This is a genomic window from Kluyvera sp. STS39-E, from assembly GCF_040932435.1.
Classification (GTDB): domain Bacteria; phylum Pseudomonadota; class Gammaproteobacteria; order Enterobacterales; family Enterobacteriaceae; genus Kluyvera.
Genome location: NZ_JBFQGA010000007.1, coordinates 322334 through 338600, shown reverse-complemented (window position 1 = coordinate 338600; position 16267 = coordinate 322334). Strand labels below are relative to the sequence as shown.

General features: G+C 55.6%; 16 protein-coding genes. 4 read left to right on the top strand and 12 right to left on the bottom strand.

Annotated features, from left to right (window positions below):
* Nucleotides 1-90: 90 nt before the first annotated feature.
* From AB4K05_RS17690 to AB4K05_RS17670, 5 genes are all read right to left on the bottom strand, one after another.
* A complete protein-coding gene (locus AB4K05_RS17690; RefSeq protein ID WP_368481247.1) occupies nt 91-339 on the bottom strand; it encodes a DUF3343 domain-containing protein in 249 nt (82 codons plus the stop codon).
* Nucleotides 336-1097 (bottom strand): putative 2-hydroxyacyl-CoA dehydratase activator YjiL, encoded by a 762-nt coding sequence (yjiL, locus tag AB4K05_RS17685; RefSeq protein ID WP_368481246.1) that lies wholly within the window; start codon nt 1095-1097, stop codon nt 336-338. The genes AB4K05_RS17690 and yjiL overlap by 4 nt, the downstream gene beginning before the upstream one ends.
* A gap of 8 nt (nt 1098-1105) precedes the next feature.
* The gene (locus AB4K05_RS17680; RefSeq protein ID WP_368481245.1) at nt 1106-2257 is read right to left on the bottom strand and encodes a double-cubane-cluster-containing anaerobic reductase; all 1152 of its coding nucleotides are present in this window, start codon (nt 2255-2257) and stop codon (nt 1106-1108) included.
* A 77-nt stretch (nt 2258-2334) separates the two neighbouring features.
* Entirely contained in the window at nt 2335-2805 is a 471-nt protein-coding gene (locus AB4K05_RS17675; RefSeq protein WP_368481244.1) for a GNAT family N-acetyltransferase, read from the bottom strand.
* Entirely contained in the window at nt 2802-3044 is a 243-nt protein-coding gene (locus AB4K05_RS17670; protein WP_368481243.1) for a DUF2164 domain-containing protein, read from the bottom strand. The genes AB4K05_RS17675 and AB4K05_RS17670 overlap by 4 nt, the downstream gene beginning before the upstream one ends.
* A 204-nt stretch (nt 3045-3248) precedes the next feature.
* Here AB4K05_RS17670 and AB4K05_RS17665 point away from each other — a divergent pair, with 204 nt between their 5' ends.
* On the top strand, nt 3249-4181 hold the full coding sequence (locus tag AB4K05_RS17665; protein WP_368481242.1) for a TauD/TfdA dioxygenase family protein: 933 nt from the start codon (nt 3249-3251) through the stop codon (nt 4179-4181).
* A 66-nt stretch (nt 4182-4247) separates the two neighbouring features.
* Here the strand turns inward: AB4K05_RS17665 and AB4K05_RS17660 are convergent, their stop codons facing one another.
* Complete coding sequence (locus tag AB4K05_RS17660; protein WP_368481241.1) at nt 4248-5660, bottom strand: PLP-dependent aminotransferase family protein; 1413 nt, start codon at nt 5658-5660, stop codon at nt 4248-4250.
* A 177-nt stretch (nt 5661-5837) separates the two neighbouring features.
* Here AB4K05_RS17660 and AB4K05_RS17655 point away from each other — a divergent pair, with 177 nt between their 5' ends.
* Nucleotides 5838-6002 carry a DUF1127 domain-containing protein gene (locus tag AB4K05_RS17655; protein ID WP_368481268.1) on the top strand — a complete coding sequence of 55 codons (165 nt, stop codon included), beginning with the start codon at nt 5838-5840 and terminating at the stop codon, nt 6000-6002.
* Between the two features lie 41 nt (nt 6003-6043).
* On the opposite strand, the gene AB4K05_RS17650 is transcribed toward AB4K05_RS17655, so the two are convergent.
* Together AB4K05_RS17650 and AB4K05_RS17645 are read right to left on the bottom strand one after the other, a co-directional pair.
* Entirely contained in the window at nt 6044-6685 is a 642-nt protein-coding gene (locus AB4K05_RS17650) for a LysE family translocator (RefSeq protein WP_368481240.1), read from the bottom strand.
* A 47-nt stretch (nt 6686-6732) separates the two neighbouring features.
* Nucleotides 6733-7476 carry an AraC family transcriptional regulator gene (locus tag AB4K05_RS17645; RefSeq protein ID WP_368481239.1) on the bottom strand — a complete coding sequence of 248 codons (744 nt, stop codon included), beginning with the start codon at nt 7474-7476 and terminating at the stop codon, nt 6733-6735.
* Nucleotides 7477-7699: 223 nt separating this feature from the next.
* Here AB4K05_RS17645 and AB4K05_RS17640 point away from each other — a divergent pair, with 223 nt between their 5' ends.
* Both AB4K05_RS17640 and AB4K05_RS17635 read left to right on the top strand, forming a co-directional pair.
* Nucleotides 7700-10240, top strand: coding sequence for a penicillin G acylase (locus AB4K05_RS17640; protein ID WP_368481238.1), 2541 nt, complete (start codon nt 7700-7702; stop codon nt 10238-10240).
* A 133-nt stretch (nt 10241-10373) separates the two neighbouring features.
* Nucleotides 10374-11744: an NAD-dependent succinate-semialdehyde dehydrogenase gene (locus AB4K05_RS17635; protein ID WP_368481237.1), complete on the top strand. Its 1371-nt coding sequence runs from the start codon at nt 10374-10376 to the stop codon at nt 11742-11744.
* 55 nt (nt 11745-11799) lie between these two features.
* On the opposite strand, the gene AB4K05_RS17630 is transcribed toward AB4K05_RS17635, so the two are convergent.
* From AB4K05_RS17630 to btsT, 4 genes are all read right to left on the bottom strand, one after another.
* A complete protein-coding gene (locus AB4K05_RS17630; RefSeq protein ID WP_368481236.1) occupies nt 11800-12345 on the bottom strand; it encodes a YfaZ family outer membrane protein in 546 nt (181 codons plus the stop codon).
* Between the two features lie 353 nt (nt 12346-12698).
* A complete protein-coding gene (gene yjiA, locus AB4K05_RS17625) occupies nt 12699-13652 on the bottom strand; it encodes a GTPase (protein ID WP_368481235.1) in 954 nt (317 codons plus the stop codon).
* A gap of 12 nt (nt 13653-13664) precedes the next feature.
* Entirely contained in the window at nt 13665-13868 is a 204-nt protein-coding gene (locus AB4K05_RS17620; protein WP_368481234.1) for a YbdD/YjiX family protein, read from the bottom strand.
* Between the two features lie 110 nt (nt 13869-13978).
* Nucleotides 13979-16129: a pyruvate/proton symporter BtsT gene (btsT, locus tag AB4K05_RS17615; RefSeq protein ID WP_368481233.1), complete on the bottom strand. Its 2151-nt coding sequence runs from the start codon at nt 16127-16129 to the stop codon at nt 13979-13981.
* Nucleotides 16130-16267: the final 138 nt, after the last annotated feature.

Below are 16267 nucleotides of genomic sequence, written 5' to 3'. Positions count from 1 at the left end.
AGGATGCCCAGTTTCTGTCAGCTACCGTGAACTAACCCTCACCCCAACCCTCTCCCTTAAAAAGGGAGAGGGGGCACATCTCAGTCGTTATCAGTTGTCTGTGAACGTATGCAACAACTCAAACCCCTCGCCGCAGCGGTAAATGCTCTCCGTTGCGCCGGGGATAACCCAGCGTAACTCGCCGTCTTCCTCGCAATGCAAATAAATGCACAGCCCGCAGCCGCCGCGAAGCTGGCGCGGAATATCTGCCACCCGGAAGGACACCTCTGCGGCTTGCAGTGCTTTACGGGTTCGCACCACGCCCAGCGTGGAGTGGAACAAAAACAGATACTCTGTCATTTTTTCGCCCGTTGCCCAATCATCGCCGCGCCAATTGCCCCGGCGAACTGCGCGTCCGGATGTGTATGCACAGGCATCTTCACGTGTTCTGACAGCATCCGCCCAAACGCCGCGCAGTGGCTAACGCCGCCGGTAAACAGCAGCGGCCCCTGTGCCGACAATCTGCCGATAAAATTGGCGCTGCGTCGCGCCATCGCATTCACTATCCCGGCCAGAATTGCCTCCGGCGGCACGCCTGCGGAGCGCAGACTAATCACTTCTGATTCCGCAAACACCGTGCACATGCTGGTGATGGCATGCGGCTCTACGCCTTTGGTGAGGGCATCGAGCTGCTCGACGCTGGCCCCCAGCGTGCACGATATCACTTCCAGAAAACGCCCGGTTCCCGCCGCGCACTTGTCGTTCATCAGGAAGTCGGTGAGATTGCCGTCTTCATCCAGTTGGATCACCTTGCTGTCCTGACCGCCGATATCAATCACCGTGCGCGTTTCCGGTAGCAACAGCCGCGCACCGCGCCCATGGCAGGAGATTTCCGTCACCTGCTTGTCGGCAAAATCAACCAACTGGCGGCCGTAGCCGGTGAGCGTCAAAAACGGTCGCACCTCCAACCCGGCGCGCAGCGTTTCCCACGCCTCAACAATCGCATCGGCGGGACGAAACGGCGTGGGGGCAAGGAAGCGGCGGCGAATCACGCCGTCTTCCAGCAAAATGCCTTTGGTCGCCGTAGAGCCTGAATCAATACCTATCGAAAACGTCACAAGCGCTCCTACAGCATTTCAATAAACGCCGCGACGCGGGTGCTGAGCTGGCCGATATCGGCGGTCGAGTAGTCGGTCTCGATGGCAATATAGGGAATGTTGTGCTGCTGGCGAACGTGACGCTTAATCGCCATCGATTCAACGGCATAGGTGTGGCAGGCCTGCAAAATCACGTCGACAACGCCGTCGGCCTGATACTCTTCGACCATCTGGCTAAGTAGCGTTAGGCGCTGGTCGTTGGGTGAGATGCATGAGCAGCCGATGGCGAGGTATTTATCGGTCAGCGCGTCGTAGACGTCGCCGTCTTCGTCTACGCAGCGCTCGGTGGCCTTCGCGCCGGTACAGTTTTCATAGCCCACCACCCAGCCGCCGTTATCTTCAATCGCTTTCACCACTTTCTCCGCCGCGCCGCCGATTGGGCAGCCGGTGATCAGAATACGCGGGCGGGCGTCCAGCCGTTTGCCGTTTTCCCACTCCTGATGCACGCGCTCGGCCATGCCATTTAGCTCATCAATCAGCGCCTCTTTATCGAAGCGGAAGGTCGCGCCGTATACCACTTTTAGAATATCGCTGCCGCTTAATGTGGGAGGATTCAACTGCCCGACGCGGTAGAAATTAGCCAACGCCCGGCGCTCGCGGTTTTTGAGGGCAATTGCGTCGCGCAGCGATGCTTCGGTAATTTGCGTGCCAAAACGCTCTTCAACCGCCTGTTGAAGACGCAGGATTTCCGCCTTCCACAGCGCGCGGGACGCGGCGTCGGCGGCGCTGTTTGGTAGTTGCATGATGTGTACCGGCTTAAATTCGGCCATGTACTCGTACATTTTCTTTTTGCCGTCGCAGGTAGTTTCACCGACCACCAGATCGGAGAAGTAGAAGTAGGGGCATTTGTCGGTCTTGCCGAAGCCGTAGCTGCTTTTGATAAGTGGACACAGGTTACGCGGCAGGTCTTTTTCCGCTTCCTCAATAGTTTCATCGGAGGTGGAGCACAGTGAGACAACCACCGCGCCCGCCGCCATCGGGATTTCCTGCGGCATAAAGGTGCAGTAGGTGCCGACCAGCGGCGTACCTTGCTCTTTGAGATCCATCACAGTGAGAAAGCCTTTCTGGCGGGCTTCGGAGAACTGATCGAAAATGGCGGGTAGATCGGTGATAAGCGACATGATTTTCCTTCCCCGTAACACGGGAGACGATAAAATGAGTCGCCATTATAACCACAATTAATTCATGGTTTTGTTGATCATGCCCTCAGCTCGCGACTGTAAACGCGGGAAGATTCGCCCCACGGATGATAGCCCAGCCCGTTATAGGTGAAGCCTGATTTTTCGTAAAAACCTTCCAGGTCGGTGCACAGATGCAGTTGCGTAAAACCCAGCTCTTGCGTGTGTCGCGCGATATGCTCAATCAACCGCCGCGCCAGCCCCTGATGACGGTATTCTGGTTCCACATAGAGGGCGCACAGCCACGGGTACAGCTCACCGCGGCTGATAAAATCGTTAGTAATCAACCCGGCGCAACCAATGATGCGATCGCCGTCCTGCATCCAATACCACTGCGGCAGTGGATTCCTGGCCCCCGGCGTATGGCGCAGCGCATCGTCGTAAACCATCATCGATGCTTCAGATGCCCACTGCTGTTGAAAATAGGCAATCACCGCCTCCATGCGTTCGGGGGCGTCGCGCAGTGAGTAGATAGCATATTGCTGAGTCATAGAATTTTCTTCACATCCATCTCTTCTTGAATGCGATCGCTCCATGCCAAATGGGTGCGCATCGCCTCCTCAATACCGGCGTTGTAAAAAGCCGGGCCGAGTTTATCGATAATAAAATCGACAAAAAATTCGGCGTCGAACTGTTCCAGTTCCAGCTCAAAATGCTCCGAACAATAATCGCTTAATTGGTCGCGCAGTCTTTCGCGCTCGGCGGGGGTGAGGCTAATTTCCGTGGTCATAGAGACTCCTGTCAGCAAAGAAACGGTAGGCCTGATATGGCGCAGCCGCCATCAGGCACAACGGTGCACATCGCCGGATGGCGGCTGCGCCATATCCGGCCTACATAATCCCATTCGGCAGCTATCAATATCACAAACTCGACTTTGTGACCTGGTGGAATATTTCTATATTCGGGTTTCTGACTCTTTTTACGGGGTGCCAATATGACTGCTGATACCGATTTTCCATTATTAAATATTCGCCGCGTGGCGGGTAATATCGGCGCGGAGATCCGTGATATCCGTCTTTCCGCAGACCTGGATGCTGATACCTTCGCCCAGCTCGATGCGGCGCTGGTGAAATATAAGGTGCTGTTCTTCCGCCAGCAGCAGCACCTAACCGACGCCGAACATCAGGCCTTCGGCGCGCGCTTTGGCAAGATTGTCGCTCACCCGACCGTTCCCTCCCCGGAAGGTACCCGGTTGTTCGAACTCGACGCCTCGAAAGGCGGCGGCCGCGCCGACTCCTGGCACACCGACGTCACCTTCGTTGACGCCTTCCCGAAAATTTCCATCCTGCGCGGCGTCACCATCCCGGAATACGGCGGCGACACCGTGTGGGCCAACACCGCCCGCGCCTATGAACAGTTGCCGGAGACGCTTAAGCGCTTCGTCGACACCCTGCACGCGGTGCACAGCAACGACTACGACTACGGCGCTGAACGCGTCGTGGTGGAAACGCAGCGCCTGGCGCATCATCAGAAGGTGTTCGTCTCCTCGGTATGGGAAGCCGAGCACCCGGTGGTCCACGTTCACCCGGTCAGCGGCGAACGCGCGCTGCTGCTGGGGCACTTCGTCAAACGGCTGGTGGGCTTCAGCTCGCGCGAATCCGCGCAATTATTCGAGCTGCTGCAAAACCGCATCACCCGCCTCGACAACACCGTGCGCTGGCAATGGCAGCAGGGAGACGTGGCGATCTGGGACAACCGCAGCACCCAGCACTACGCGGTCAACGACTACGGCACCCAGCCGCGCGTGGTGCGCCGGGTAACGGTGGAAGGGGAGATTGCGGTGGGGGTGGATGGCAGCAAGAGCCGCACGGTGTCAAAACCGCAGGATGCGGCGAATGGGGAAGGGGCGGTGAGCGCGGCGTCGTGAATGTGGATTGTAGGCCGGGTAAGCGGCAGCGCTACCCGGCATTGGAAAAGAACGCGATATCAACGCCTACTCCATCGCCACCTTCACCGCCTCCCCCAGCCGCACCATCACCTCCCGATGTTTCTCAATCGGCGGCAGCGCACAGTTGATCCGCAAGCAGTTCCGGTATTTCCCCGACGCGGAAAACAGCGATCCCGGCGCGACCTGGATCTTCATCCGGCATAGCTGCTTGGCGACGCAGACCATATCCACCTGCTCGGGCAGCTCCACCCACAGCATAAAGCCGCCTTTGGGGCGGGTAACACAGATCCCGCAGGGGAAAAACTCGCGCAGCCAGCAGGTGTAGATCTCCATGTTGCGCTGGTAGATCTGGCGCATGCGGCGTACGTGGCGGTGGTAGTGGCCTTCGCGAATAAAGTTAGAGGCCGCCAGTTGGGTCGATGGGACGTTGGTGCCGTTGGCGGCGTACTTCATTTGCAGCAGCTTGTCGTAGTAGCGGCCTGGTGCAATCCAGCCGATGCGCAGGCCGGGGGCGATGGTTTTGGTAAACGAGCTGCAGAGCATGACGCGGCCATCGATATCCCACGAGTGAATGGTGCGCGGGCGCGGATAGTCGGTCGCCAGTTCGCCGTAAATATCATCTTCAAAAATCACGATATCGTAGCGCTGTGCGAGGCTTAGCACCGCGCGCTTGCGGGCGTCGGGCATGATAAAACCCTGCGGGTTGTTGCAGTTAGGGACGAGGATCACCCCTTTGATCGGCCACTGATCCAGCGCCAGCTCCAAGGCTTCGACGCTGATCCCGGTGTTGGGATCGGTGGGGATCTCGATGGCCTTAAGCCCTAATCCGCGCAATAGCTGCATAGTGCCGTAGTAGGTGGGTGATTCGACAGCAATAATATCGCCGGGCTGGCATACCGACAGCAGCGCTAGCGACAGCGCGCTGTGGCAGCCGCTGGTGATGATCAGGGAGTCGGCGGTCACCACCGATCCGGCGTCGAGCATCAGGCGAGCTATTTGTTCGCGCAGCTCCCGGCGGCCGGCCAGCTCATCGTAGCTCAGCACGTCGATAATATTGTGCTGTATGACGCGGCTCAACTCGCGCCACAGCGGTTTTATGCTCGGTTGGGTGACATCGGGCGAGCCGCCGCCAAAGGGGATTATCGATTTGTCATTGCGGGCGTCGAGCATGTCCAGCACCTGGTCCCACTGGGTTATCTCCACCGGACGCTGCACCGGGCGTGACATGTGTGGCACCGGTGGCTGGATTTTTTGTGGGGCGACAAAATAGCCGGAACGCGGTTGCGGGGTGATCAGTTGGCGCTGTTCCAGCGTTTGATAGGCCTGCTGGACGGTGCTGATGCTGACGCCGTGCTCTTGGCTCAAACTGCGCACCGAAGGCAGCTTCTCGCCGTGACGATACAGCCCTTGTTCAATACGCTCGGCCAGCAGATTGGCCAGATGTTGGTAACGCGTCATGCTGTATCCTCATTTGTCACCATACAGATTAAAAAACCGGTACAGATCACTCGATAAAACCCTATGCAGATATCGTTTTAGCGAATCTGTATGTTAAATAAAAGTGTTTTTTGAATCTGTATTGCAAGGCGGGAAATGCGTGAAGATAAAGCCTCTGACAAGGTGAGGAGGCAGAGGATGGAATTTCACGAGAACCGGGCAAGACAGCCGTTTATCGGCTTTATTTTACTGTGGCGTTTTTTGAAAAAATGGTGGGTTTTGCAGAAAACACGCCGCATTTTGCAGCGAATGAGCGACGAACAGTTAAAAGATGTCGGGCTGCGTCGGGATGAAGTGGGTTAACAATACGGGCGATGTGCCAAAGTACATCGCCCGTTGCTGTTTTAGCTGTGTATAAACTGCCACAGAATCCAGCCGCCAAAGCCAATCAGAATGCCACCGGCGACGCGCTCAATTTTCCAGATAAGATGACCCAAACGCCGCTGAACCTGCGGAAGGGCAATCAGTATTACCAGTAGAAGATCCCAAAACAGCACCACACAGGTCATCCAGATCCCACTGACGGCCTGCTGGATTAAAGTGACATTCGGCCCCAGCAGCGCGGTCATCAGCGCTAAATAAAACAGCGCGTTTTTCGGATTCAGCAGCGATGAACCTAAGCCCAGCAAGATCTGTTTGCCTAATGATGGCCGCGCCGCTCTTGTTAAGTGCCACTCCGGTAGCGCCGCGCGACTGCGCAGGAGATGGCTGCCAATCCATAGCAAGAAGGCGGCGCCCAACAGTTCAACGAGGCTGAAAAGTAGTGTCGTTTGCCGCAGCCAATCCGAGCCAATAATCACCAGCAGAATATACAGGCCGTTGCCCGCCGCGATGCCGAGGCATAGGCCGACGCTGCCACGCAGACGATAGCTCAGCGCATAGCTCACCAGTAAAAAGAAGTCCGGCCCGGGACTTAGCAGCGCCATGAAATGCGCTAGCGCCAGTGCGGGAAACGCCGGGGGAAATAACGTAGCGACCTGTTCCATAGCGACCTCAATCAAAAAGTTGAGGCCAGCTTATGCCTGCTTGCGCGCTACTTATTGTCGAATATTGATCGCCCCTGTGCGTATTGACGCGGTGTGGATGCCGTATAGCTGACGAAGGTTTTATGGAAATGGCTCTGATCGGCAAAGCCGGTCTGGTAGGCCACGTCGGCAATCTCATCCCCGGCGCGTAGGCGCGCTTTGGCATATTCCACGCGAGCGTTGTTGAGGAAGCTGCTCGGTGTCAGGCCGGTATCCTGTCTGAAGGTGCGAATTAAGGTCTCTTTGCGCAGTGAGAATCGCTCGGCGAATTGGTCAAGAGATGGCGGACAAACGGGATCGGCAAGCATCGCCTGCTGTAATTGTTGGCTGGTTGATCGCAGAGTAGGCACTGCATTAGTACCTAGGGAGAGGGAAGATAAAAGTGCGGACAGCGACGTCGGTGACATCTGCTCAATGACCGTGAGATAGAGACCAAACAGCGCGTCGCTGCGCACGACCTGATGAGCCAGGGGCAAGTCGGTGTCGATATAGAGCATGTGGTAGCTGCGCGGTATTCCGCTGACGGGATTGCAGCTGTGCGGCATGTGCGCGGGGACAACGATCAGATCGCCTACCGATAAATGATATTCCTGCCCGTCACACCGACAGCGCGTTTCGCCTTCCATAATCGCCCCTATCGATAGCTGGGCGTGGCTGTGGCGCTTATACGCCTGCGTGCTCTGCCAAGTGCTACGCAGTTCCAGACCCGGTTGGCGGGTGAAGGTTTGAGCAATATCACGCGGTGTTGTCATTGGTGGGTCCCGGTGGTTTTTGATTTTTATACCACAGGCGCGGGAGAAATGAGCAGGCAGCATAAATTGCAAGTGATACGTTTTAGATCACATTAAAGAATTTAATGTATCAATTATTTGATATAAGACTCACAGTTCACGCTGAAAGCATCCTCTTCAAATAGATAAAGATAGCTCTGTTGCTAGTATCAACTCGCTAATCATACACCTGCAAGAGGATACAATGAAAAATAGAAATCGTATGATCGTGAACTGTGTTGTCGCTTCCCTGATGTGCTCCTGGAGCCTGTCCGCGCTGGCGGACGGTGCCCAAAGTGAAGTTAAAATTGTTCGCGATAAATACGGCATGCCGCATATTTATGCCGACGATACCTATCGTCTGTTTTACGGCTATGGCTACGTGGTGGCGCAGGATCGTCTGTTCCAAATGGAGATGGCGCGCCGCAGCACTCAGGGAACGGTCTCTGAAGTTCTCGGCAAAACATTCGTAAAATTTGATAAGGATATTCGTCAGAACTACTGGCCGGACTCCATCCGCGCGCAGGTTGCCGCGCTGTCCGCTGAGGATAAATCAATCCTGCAAGGCTATGCCGACGGCATGAACGCGTGGATCGATAAGGTGAATGCCAATCCTGATACGCTGTTGCCAAAACAGTTCACCACTTTTGGCTTTGCCCCTAAGCACTGGCAGCCGTTTGATGTGGCAATGATTTTTGTCGGCACGTTGGCGAACCGTTTTTCTGACAGCACCAGCGAAATTGACAACCTGGCGCTGCTAACGGCGCTCAAAGATAAATACGGCACGCAGCAGGGCATGGCAGTATTTAACCAGCTGAAATGGTTGGTTAACCCTTCCGCACCAACCACGATTTCCGCGCAGGAAAGTCGCTACCCGGTTAAGTTCGATCTTAAAAACACGCAAACGGCCGCATTGCTGCCGCGCTACGACCTGCCCGCGCCGATGCTCGACAGGCCGGCCAAAGGGGCGGACGGTGCGCTGCTGGCGCTGACGGCGGGGCAAAACCGCGAAACCATCGCTGCGCAATTTGCACAAAGCGGTGCCAACGGTTTGGCGGGCTATCCGACAACCAGCAATATCTGGGTGATTGGCAAAAGCAAAGCACAGGATGCGAAGGCCATTATGGTCAATGGGCCGCAGTTCGGTTGGTACGCCCCGTCGTATACCTACGGTATCGGTTTGCACGGCGCGGGTTATGACGTGACCGGTAATACGCCGTTTGCTTATCCGGGACTGTTATTTGGCCACAATGGCGCGATTTCATGGGGATCTACCGCCGGTTTCGGCGACGATGTCGATATCTATGCCGAAAAGCTGTCGGATAAAAAACCGGGCTATTACCTCCATAACGGCCAGTGGGTGAAGATGCTCAGCCGAGAAGAAACCATCATAGTGAAAGATGGGCAACCGGAGACCTTTACCGTCTGGCGCACCGTTCACGGCAACGTGATGAAAACCGATCCTGCGACCCAAACGGCCTATGCCAAAGCGCGTGCGTGGGATGGCAAAGAGGTGGCGTCGATGCTGGCGTGGACCCATCAGATGAAGGCCAAAAACTGGCAGGAGTGGACGCAGCAGGCGGCTAAACAGGCGCTGACCATCAACTGGTACTATGCCGATGTGAACGGCAATATTGGCTATGTGCATACCGGCGTTTACCCTGATCGCCGGGCCGGTCACGATCCACGCCTGCCGGTGCCAGGCACCGGAGAATGGGACTGGAAAGGGTTGTTATCGTTCGACTTGAATCCGAAAGTCTACAATCCTCAGTCAGGCTACATTGCGAACTGGAACAACTCGCCGCAGAAGGATTATCCCGCCTCCGATCTGTTTGCTTTCCTGTGGGGAGGGGCGGACAGGGTGACGGAGATCGATAAGATCCTCGACGCTCAGCCGCGCTTTACCGCTGATGAGGCTTGGGATGTTATCCACAAAACTAGCCGTCAGGATCTGAATTTACGGCTATTTTTACCGGCGTTGCAGGAGGCGACAAATGGCTTAGCGGAAAACGATCCGCGGCGTCAGATGGTGATGAAGCTGGCGTCTTGGGACGGCACAAACCTGCTTAATGAGGATGGCAAAACCTATCAGCAGCCGGGGTCCGCTATCCTTAACGCCTGGCTGACCAGCATGCTCAAGCGTACGGTGGTAGCGGCGGTACCAGCGCCGTTTAGCAAGTGGTATAGCGCCAGCGGCTATGAAACCACCCAAGACGGGCCAACTGGCTCGCTCAATATCAGCGTGGGAACCAAAATTCTGTATGAGGCCTTACAGGGCGATAAGTCACCGATTCCACAGGCCGTCGACCTGTTTGCCGGTAAGCCAAAACAGGAGGTGATTCTGGCGGCGCTGGACGACGCTTGGCAGACGCTATCGAAACGCTATGGCAACGAGGTAAGCGGCTGGAAAACACCGGCAATGGCGCTGACGTTCCGGGCAAATAACTTCTTCGGTGTCCCGCAGGCGGCGGCAGATGAGGCGCGCCATCAGGCGGAGTATCAAAACCGTGGCACGGAAAATGACATGATCGTCTTCTCGCCAACGTCGGGTAACAGCCCGGTGCTGGCTTGGGATGTGGTGGCACCGGGGCAAAGCGGATTTATTGCCCCGGACGGCACGGTGGATAAGCATTATGACGATCAGTTAAAAATGTACGAGAGCTTTGGTCGCAAGCCGCTGTGGTTAACGCCGCAGGAGGTAGACGCGAACAAAGAGTCTCAGGAAGTGCTGCAGGTGCCGCGGTAACATTCCGATGCTCCCCGTGGCTTAGGACGGGGGGCCTCGGTTCAGAAAGCTCCGTTTATACCCAACTTTACGCCCGTAACCAGTCATCTTGACTACCCTTAATACCCTAAGCGGTAAAAAAAGGAGACTCAAGATGGCTTACCAGACAGTTAATCCTGCCACTAACCAACTGATCAAAGAATATCCCTCTCATACCGATGCAGAGGTGGAGGCGGCGCTGAAGACGGCCGATGCGCTCTACCACTCCTCCTGGGCTAAAGGCGACATCGACCAGCGCCTGCCGGTGCTGCACAAATTGGCCGATTTGATCGATTCACGCGTAGAGGATCTGGCGAAGATTGCCAGCCAAGAGATGGGCAAGCTCATCGAGCAGAGCCGTGGTGAAGTTAAGCTGTGTGCGCAGATCGCCCGCTATTACGCCGATAACGCGAAGCAATTTCTGGCTCCGGTGAAGTATAAAACTGAGCTCGGTGAAGCGTGGGTTGAGCATCATCCCATCGGCGTGCTGATGGCGGTGGAGCCGTGGAACTTCCCTTACTATCAGCTCATGCGCGTGCTGGCACCGAACTTGGCGGCGGGTAACCCGGTCATGGCCAAGCATGCCAGCATTGTGCCGCACTGTGCGGAGGCCTTTGCGCATCTGGTTCGTGAAGCTGGCGCGCCGGAAGGGGCGTGGACCAATCTGTATATTTCCCAGGATCAGGTGGCGAAGATCATCGCCGACGATCGCGTGCAGGGCGCAGCGCTGACCGGCTCGGAAAAAGCCGGTAGCGTGGTTGCTGCTCAGGCGGCGAAGCACATCAAAAAATCGACCCTAGAACTGGGCGGTAACGACGTGTTTGTGGTGCTGGATGATGCCAACCTCGAGAAAGCAGTGAAAATTGGCGTCAATGCCCGCCTAAACAACGCCGGGCAGGTATGTACTGCGGCAAAACGTTTTGTGTTGCATGAGAAAATTGCCGATGCCTTCCTGAGCAAGTTTACCGAGGCGTTTAAGCAGGCAAAAATTGGCGACCCGCTGGATGAGCGCACCACGCTTGGCCCGCTGTCGTCAAAAGACGCGCTGGAAACGCTGACCAAACAGGTTGACGAGGCGGTGAAACACGGTGCGAAGCTGCACCTTGGCGGTAAGCCCGCCCAGCGCGACGGGTGCTTCTTCGAGCCGACGATCCTGACCGATATTTCCCGCGATAACCCGGCCTATTTTACTGAGTTCTTCGGCCCGGTAGCGCAGGTGTACGTGGTGAAAAACGACGATGAAGCGGTGGCCCTCGCCAACGACTCCCACTATGGCCTGGGTGGGGCTATCTTTAGCCAGAACATTGAACGTGCGAAGAAAATGGCGTCGCGCATTGAGACCGGGATGGTGTACATCAACTGGCTCACCGATACCGCGGCTGAACTGCCGTTTGGCGGCGTGAAGCGTTCCGGCTACGGACGCGAGCTGTCGGATCTGGGGATTAAAGAGTTTGTGAACCAGAAGCTGGTGGTTGTTCGTCAGTAATGGCAGCCATAAAAAAACCTGCCGCTGGCAGGTTTTTTTTGGGAAACGGATAGCGTTAGAAGCTTACGCCGCCGCCCACGTAAGCACCGTCAATCAGCGTGTGGCCTGGGCGGCCATCTTTGCCGTCGACGCTAACGTGGCGGTAGCCCACTTTCAGCGTAACCGGTTTAATTGGCGTCCAGCTTACGCCGCCGTTGGCTTCAACGTAGTTTTTCACGCTGTTGTTCAGGCCATTTGGTGCGACATAGCCTTCACCAAATACGTTAATGCTGTCGGTTACCGCGACGTTAACGCCGCCACCGAATGGGAATGCCACACCGTTATCGCCTTTTTTCGGCCCCAGGTAGATGGCTTTCGCTCCAGCATTTAGCATTACTGGGCCAACTTCGAGGTTATAACCTGCACCAACGCCGCCGGTTTGGGTGCCATCATCGGTATTTTTGAGCCAGTTACCTTCGGCATACACACCGGATGTGGATTTACCCATTTCGACATTCAGGTTGGTGAAGTTTTTACCCTGCTCAATGCTGCCTCCCATGGCCAGTGCAGAGCCCGATACGGCGGTCAGAGCGGTAAGGAGAAGGACATTAAGCTTTTTCATGGTGTATACCTCGTCATCAGAATTAATCTGCGGACACCTTAACAATCAATTTTTAAGGCTGCAAATGTGACGAAAATCTATTTTTTATGCTGATGTTGTTAACGTTACTGTCTTATGGTGTTGTTGTTTTGTGTGTTAATTTGGGCGTCAATCATTAACATTTTTACGTTTAGCGCTTGTTTAAGGTTTTGCTAAACGGACATTGAACGGAGTGGAGGGAATTGGTTGGAATTGAATTAATAAACTTTCTAATAGTTTCCAAAAAGATGTCAATTGTCACACCTGACAATGTAAATTTACATTTCTACGCGTTTTATTACCCCCTCCGAACGGAGAGGGTTACGTCGAGGCTGCTATTTACGAAGCCCCGCAAACGCCGCGCGGATCTCATCTTCCGGCAGTTGAATGCCGATAAAGACCATCGTGCTGTGCGGCGGCTCATCAAGCCACGGTCTGTCCCAGTCGGCGCTGTACAGGCGCTGTACGCCCTGGAACAGTAGACGATTAGGCTCGCCATCGATCCACAGCATGCCCTTGTAGCGCAGCAGCTTGTCGGCAAAATCCAGCAGCAGGTTTTCCATCACCCGGGAAACGTCGCTGATATCGACCGGATAATCCAGCTCAACCACGATAGATGACACATCGTTTTGCTTGTCAGCCATAAAGTGGAAGCGCGGCTTGGCGGTGACGTTCTCTTCGAGCATAAAGCCGTTGGTGTTAAAGAGCTGTGAGAGGTCGATATCGCCGTGGATGACGGTGTAGATCGGCGCTCGGGCGTTAATGCGTGTCAGACGCTCGCGCAGTTTTTCGGTATCGCCCGCGACGTCGGTTTTGGTCAGCAGAATGCGGTCGGCGTAGCCGACTTGAGATTGGGCGATGGTGAACTGGTTCATCTGCGCATCGGCGTGTACCGCATCAACCAGCGCAATCACGCCGTCTAACAGATAGCGTTCGCAGAGAATTTCGTGAGAGAAAAAGGTTTGAATAATCGGGCCGGGGTCGGCCATGCCGGTGCATTCAATCACCAGACGGTCAAAGCTGATAGCACCTTTATCGAGACTGTCGAGCAGGTCGAGCAGCGCGTCTTCTAACTCATTAGAGCGGGTGCAGCAGATGCAGCCGTTGGTGAGCGTTTTGATCTGGGTGGCGCGGTCGCCAATCAGCTGATCGTCAACGGAGACCTCGCCGAATTCGTTTTCGATGACGGCAATTTTAAATCCGTGCTGTTCGTTGAGAATGTGGCGCAGCAGGGTCGTTTTGCCCGCGCCGAGGAAACCGGTAAGTAGGGTAACTGCAATCGGTGCCATTTTTGCTCCTTATTAGCAGCAGCGCATGCCGCCTTTTCCATCGCCGCCGTAGCGTGCCTGCTGGCGTTCGCGGAAGAATTCTTCATAGGTCATGTACGGTTTATCCGGATGCGTGGCCTGCATGTGCAAAACGTAGTTGTCGTAGTCCGGAATGCCAATCAGCATTTTTGCCGCCTGACCGAGGTATTTTTTTGCCTGACCTAAGTTACCAAACATTGTCTCATCCCGATAATAGATAAAGCCGGATGGCGGCTAGCGCCTTATCCGGCCTACATATTGCACATTTTGTAGGCCGGATAAGCGTAGCGCCATCCGGCAATCACGGCTTAATGATGTGAAGAGGTCTTCACGCCACCTTCCGGTACCGGCACGTAAGGTGTTTCTTTGTCGGTACGTTTGTCGCTATTGCGCACCTGCATCCAGGTTTTGAAGCCGTAGAAGATGATGCTGTATACCACCACCAGGAACAGAATACTCAGACCGGCGTTGGTGTAGTTGTTGACGACGATGTGGTTCATGTTGGCAACCTGCTGTGCGGTCAGCTCACCGCCGGCAGCAATCTTCTCTTTGTACTGGCTGGCCATGTAGAAGAAGCCTTCCATCTGCGGGTTGGTGCTGAACAGTTTCTGGCCCAGCGCCCAGGTGGTGCAGATGAGCAGCCATACCGCTGGGATAGTGGTTACCCAGATGTATTTGGAGCGCTTCATCTTAATCAGCACAACGGTGCCAAGAACCAGCGCCACGGCAGCCAGCATCTGGTTAGAAATACCGAACAGCGGCCACAGGCTCTTCACGCCGCCCAGCGGGTCAACGACGCCTTGATACAGCAGATAGCCCCACAGACCGACACAGCCCGCGGTGGCGACGACACCTGCCACCAGAGAGTCGGTTTTCTTGAGGAACGGCACGAAGTTACCGAGCAAATCCTGCAGCATAAAGCGGCCAGCACGGGTACCAGCGTCCAGCGCGGTGAGGATAAACAGTGCTTCAAACAGAATCCCGAAGTGGTACCAGAAGCCCATATCAGCCATTGGCATCACCTTGTGGAACACGTGAGCGATACCGACTGCCAGAGTTGGTGCACCGCCTGCGCGGTTCAACACGGAAGGTTCACCGATGTCTTTCGCGGTTTGCAGGATCTGCTCAGGCGAAATCACGAAGCCCCAGGAGCTGACGGTTGCGGCGGCATGAACCGTCACATCTTTCAACTGCGCAGCAATCAGCGCCGCGTTCTCGCCGCCCATCTCATGCAGGTTTGGCATAGTAATGCCCAGACCCGCAGGTGGGGTGTTCATGGCGAAGTAGAGGCCAGGTTCAATGATAGACGCGGCAACCAGTGCCATGATGGCGACGAAGGATTCCATCAGCATGGCGCCATAACCAATCAGACGCGCATCGTTTTCGTTAGCCAGCAGCTTCGGCGTGGTGCCGGAGGAGATCAGCGCGTGGAAACCGGATACCGCACCACAGGCGATGGTGATGAACAAGAACGGGAACATCGCGCCTTTCCACAGCGGGCCGGTACCGTCGATGTACTGTGTAACCGCAGGCATTTTCAGGTCTGGATTGAGGATCACAATACCCAATGCTAGGCCGACGATGACGCCGATTTTCAGGAAGGTGGCGAGGTAGTCGCGCGGGGCCAGAATCAGCCAAACCGGCAGCAGCGCGGAGATAAAGGCATAGCCAATCAGCGCGAAGGTAATGGTGGTGTCTTTAAAGGTCAGCGCTGGGCCCCAATACGGGTCGTGAGCAATGACGCCGCCGAAGTAGATAGAGGCAACCAGCAGGATGATACCAATCACCGACACTTCACCGACGCGACCTGGGCGAATAAAGCGCATATAGATGCCCATGAACAGCGCAATCGGTACGGTCGAGCAGACGGTGAACACGCCCCACGGGCTTTCTGCCAGCGCTTTTACAACGATCAGCGCCAGCACGGCTAGGATGATTATCATAATCAGGAAGCAGCCAAACAGCGCGATAGAGCCCGGCACGCGGCCCATCTCTTCTTTGACCATTTCGCCCAGAGACGAACCGTTACGGCGCGTGGAGATAAACAGCACCATAAAGTCCTGTACCGCACCCGCCAGTACAACGCCTGCCAGCAGCCACAGGGTACCTGGCAGGTAGCCCATCTGCGCGGCAAGTACCGGCCCAACCAGCGGACCGGCACCGGCAATGGCGGCAAAGTGGTGGCCAAACAGAACGTAGCGGTTGGTTGGCACGTAGTTCAGGCCATCGTTATTAATCACCGCCGGCGTGGCGCGCGTCGGGTCAAGCTTCATCACCTTCTGGGCGATGTACAGGCTGTAGTAGCGATAAGCCACTAAATAAACGGAGACCGACGCCACGACGATCCACAGGGCACTCACGTGCTCACCGCGGCGCAGGGCGACGACTGAGAGGCAAAACGCACCGATGATTCCGAGAATCACCCAGGGTATGTGCTTGAATAGCTTTTTCGTATCCATAGTAAAACCTGGTTTTTATAGGATGAATATTCAGCCGAAGCTGCCGTTGTTTTGAGTTTGGTTTTGAGGAGGTATTGACCGTTATGCTGATGACTAGCTTGCCAGACTTACGCGGGTGTAAAGTTGAGTAAGTGAGTG

Excerpts from the sequence above, each read along its gene's own strand:
- AB4K05_RS17690 (WP_368481247.1), bottom strand. The coding sequence starts at position 339 with ATGACAGAGTATCTGTTTTTGTTCCACTCCACGCTGGGCGTGGTGCGA.
- btsT (WP_368481233.1), bottom strand. The coding sequence starts at position 16,129 with ATGGATACGAAAAAGCTATTCAAGCACATACCCTGGGTGATTCTCGGA.
- AB4K05_RS17675 (WP_368481244.1), bottom strand. The coding sequence starts at position 2,805 with ATGACTCAGCAATATGCTATCTACTCACTGCGCGACGCCCCCGAACGC.
- AB4K05_RS17635 (WP_368481237.1), top strand. The coding sequence starts at position 10,374 with ATGGCTTACCAGACAGTTAATCCTGCCACTAACCAACTGATCAAAGAA.
- AB4K05_RS17655 (WP_368481268.1), top strand. The coding sequence starts at position 5,838 with ATGGAATTTCACGAGAACCGGGCAAGACAGCCGTTTATCGGCTTTATT.
- yjiA (WP_368481235.1), bottom strand. The coding sequence starts at position 13,652 with ATGGCACCGATTGCAGTTACCCTACTTACCGGTTTCCTCGGCGCGGGC.
- AB4K05_RS17665 (WP_368481242.1), top strand. The coding sequence starts at position 3,249 with ATGACTGCTGATACCGATTTTCCATTATTAAATATTCGCCGCGTGGCG.
- AB4K05_RS17620 (WP_368481234.1), bottom strand. The coding sequence starts at position 13,868 with ATGTTTGGTAACTTAGGTCAGGCAAAAAAATACCTCGGTCAGGCGGCA.
- AB4K05_RS17680 (WP_368481245.1), bottom strand. The coding sequence starts at position 2,257 with ATGTCGCTTATCACCGATCTACCCGCCATTTTCGATCAGTTCTCCGAA.
- AB4K05_RS17660 (WP_368481241.1), bottom strand. The coding sequence starts at position 5,660 with ATGACGCGTTACCAACATCTGGCCAATCTGCTGGCCGAGCGTATTGAA.
- AB4K05_RS17645 (WP_368481239.1), bottom strand. The coding sequence starts at position 7,476 with ATGACAACACCGCGTGATATTGCTCAAACCTTCACCCGCCAACCGGGT.
- AB4K05_RS17630 (WP_368481236.1), bottom strand. The coding sequence starts at position 12,345 with ATGAAAAAGCTTAATGTCCTTCTCCTTACCGCTCTGACCGCCGTATCG.
- AB4K05_RS17670 (WP_368481243.1), bottom strand. The coding sequence starts at position 3,044 with ATGACCACGGAAATTAGCCTCACCCCCGCCGAGCGCGAAAGACTGCGC.
- AB4K05_RS17640 (WP_368481238.1), top strand. The coding sequence starts at position 7,700 with ATGAAAAATAGAAATCGTATGATCGTGAACTGTGTTGTCGCTTCCCTG.
- AB4K05_RS17650 (WP_368481240.1), bottom strand. The coding sequence starts at position 6,685 with ATGGAACAGGTCGCTACGTTATTTCCCCCGGCGTTTCCCGCACTGGCG.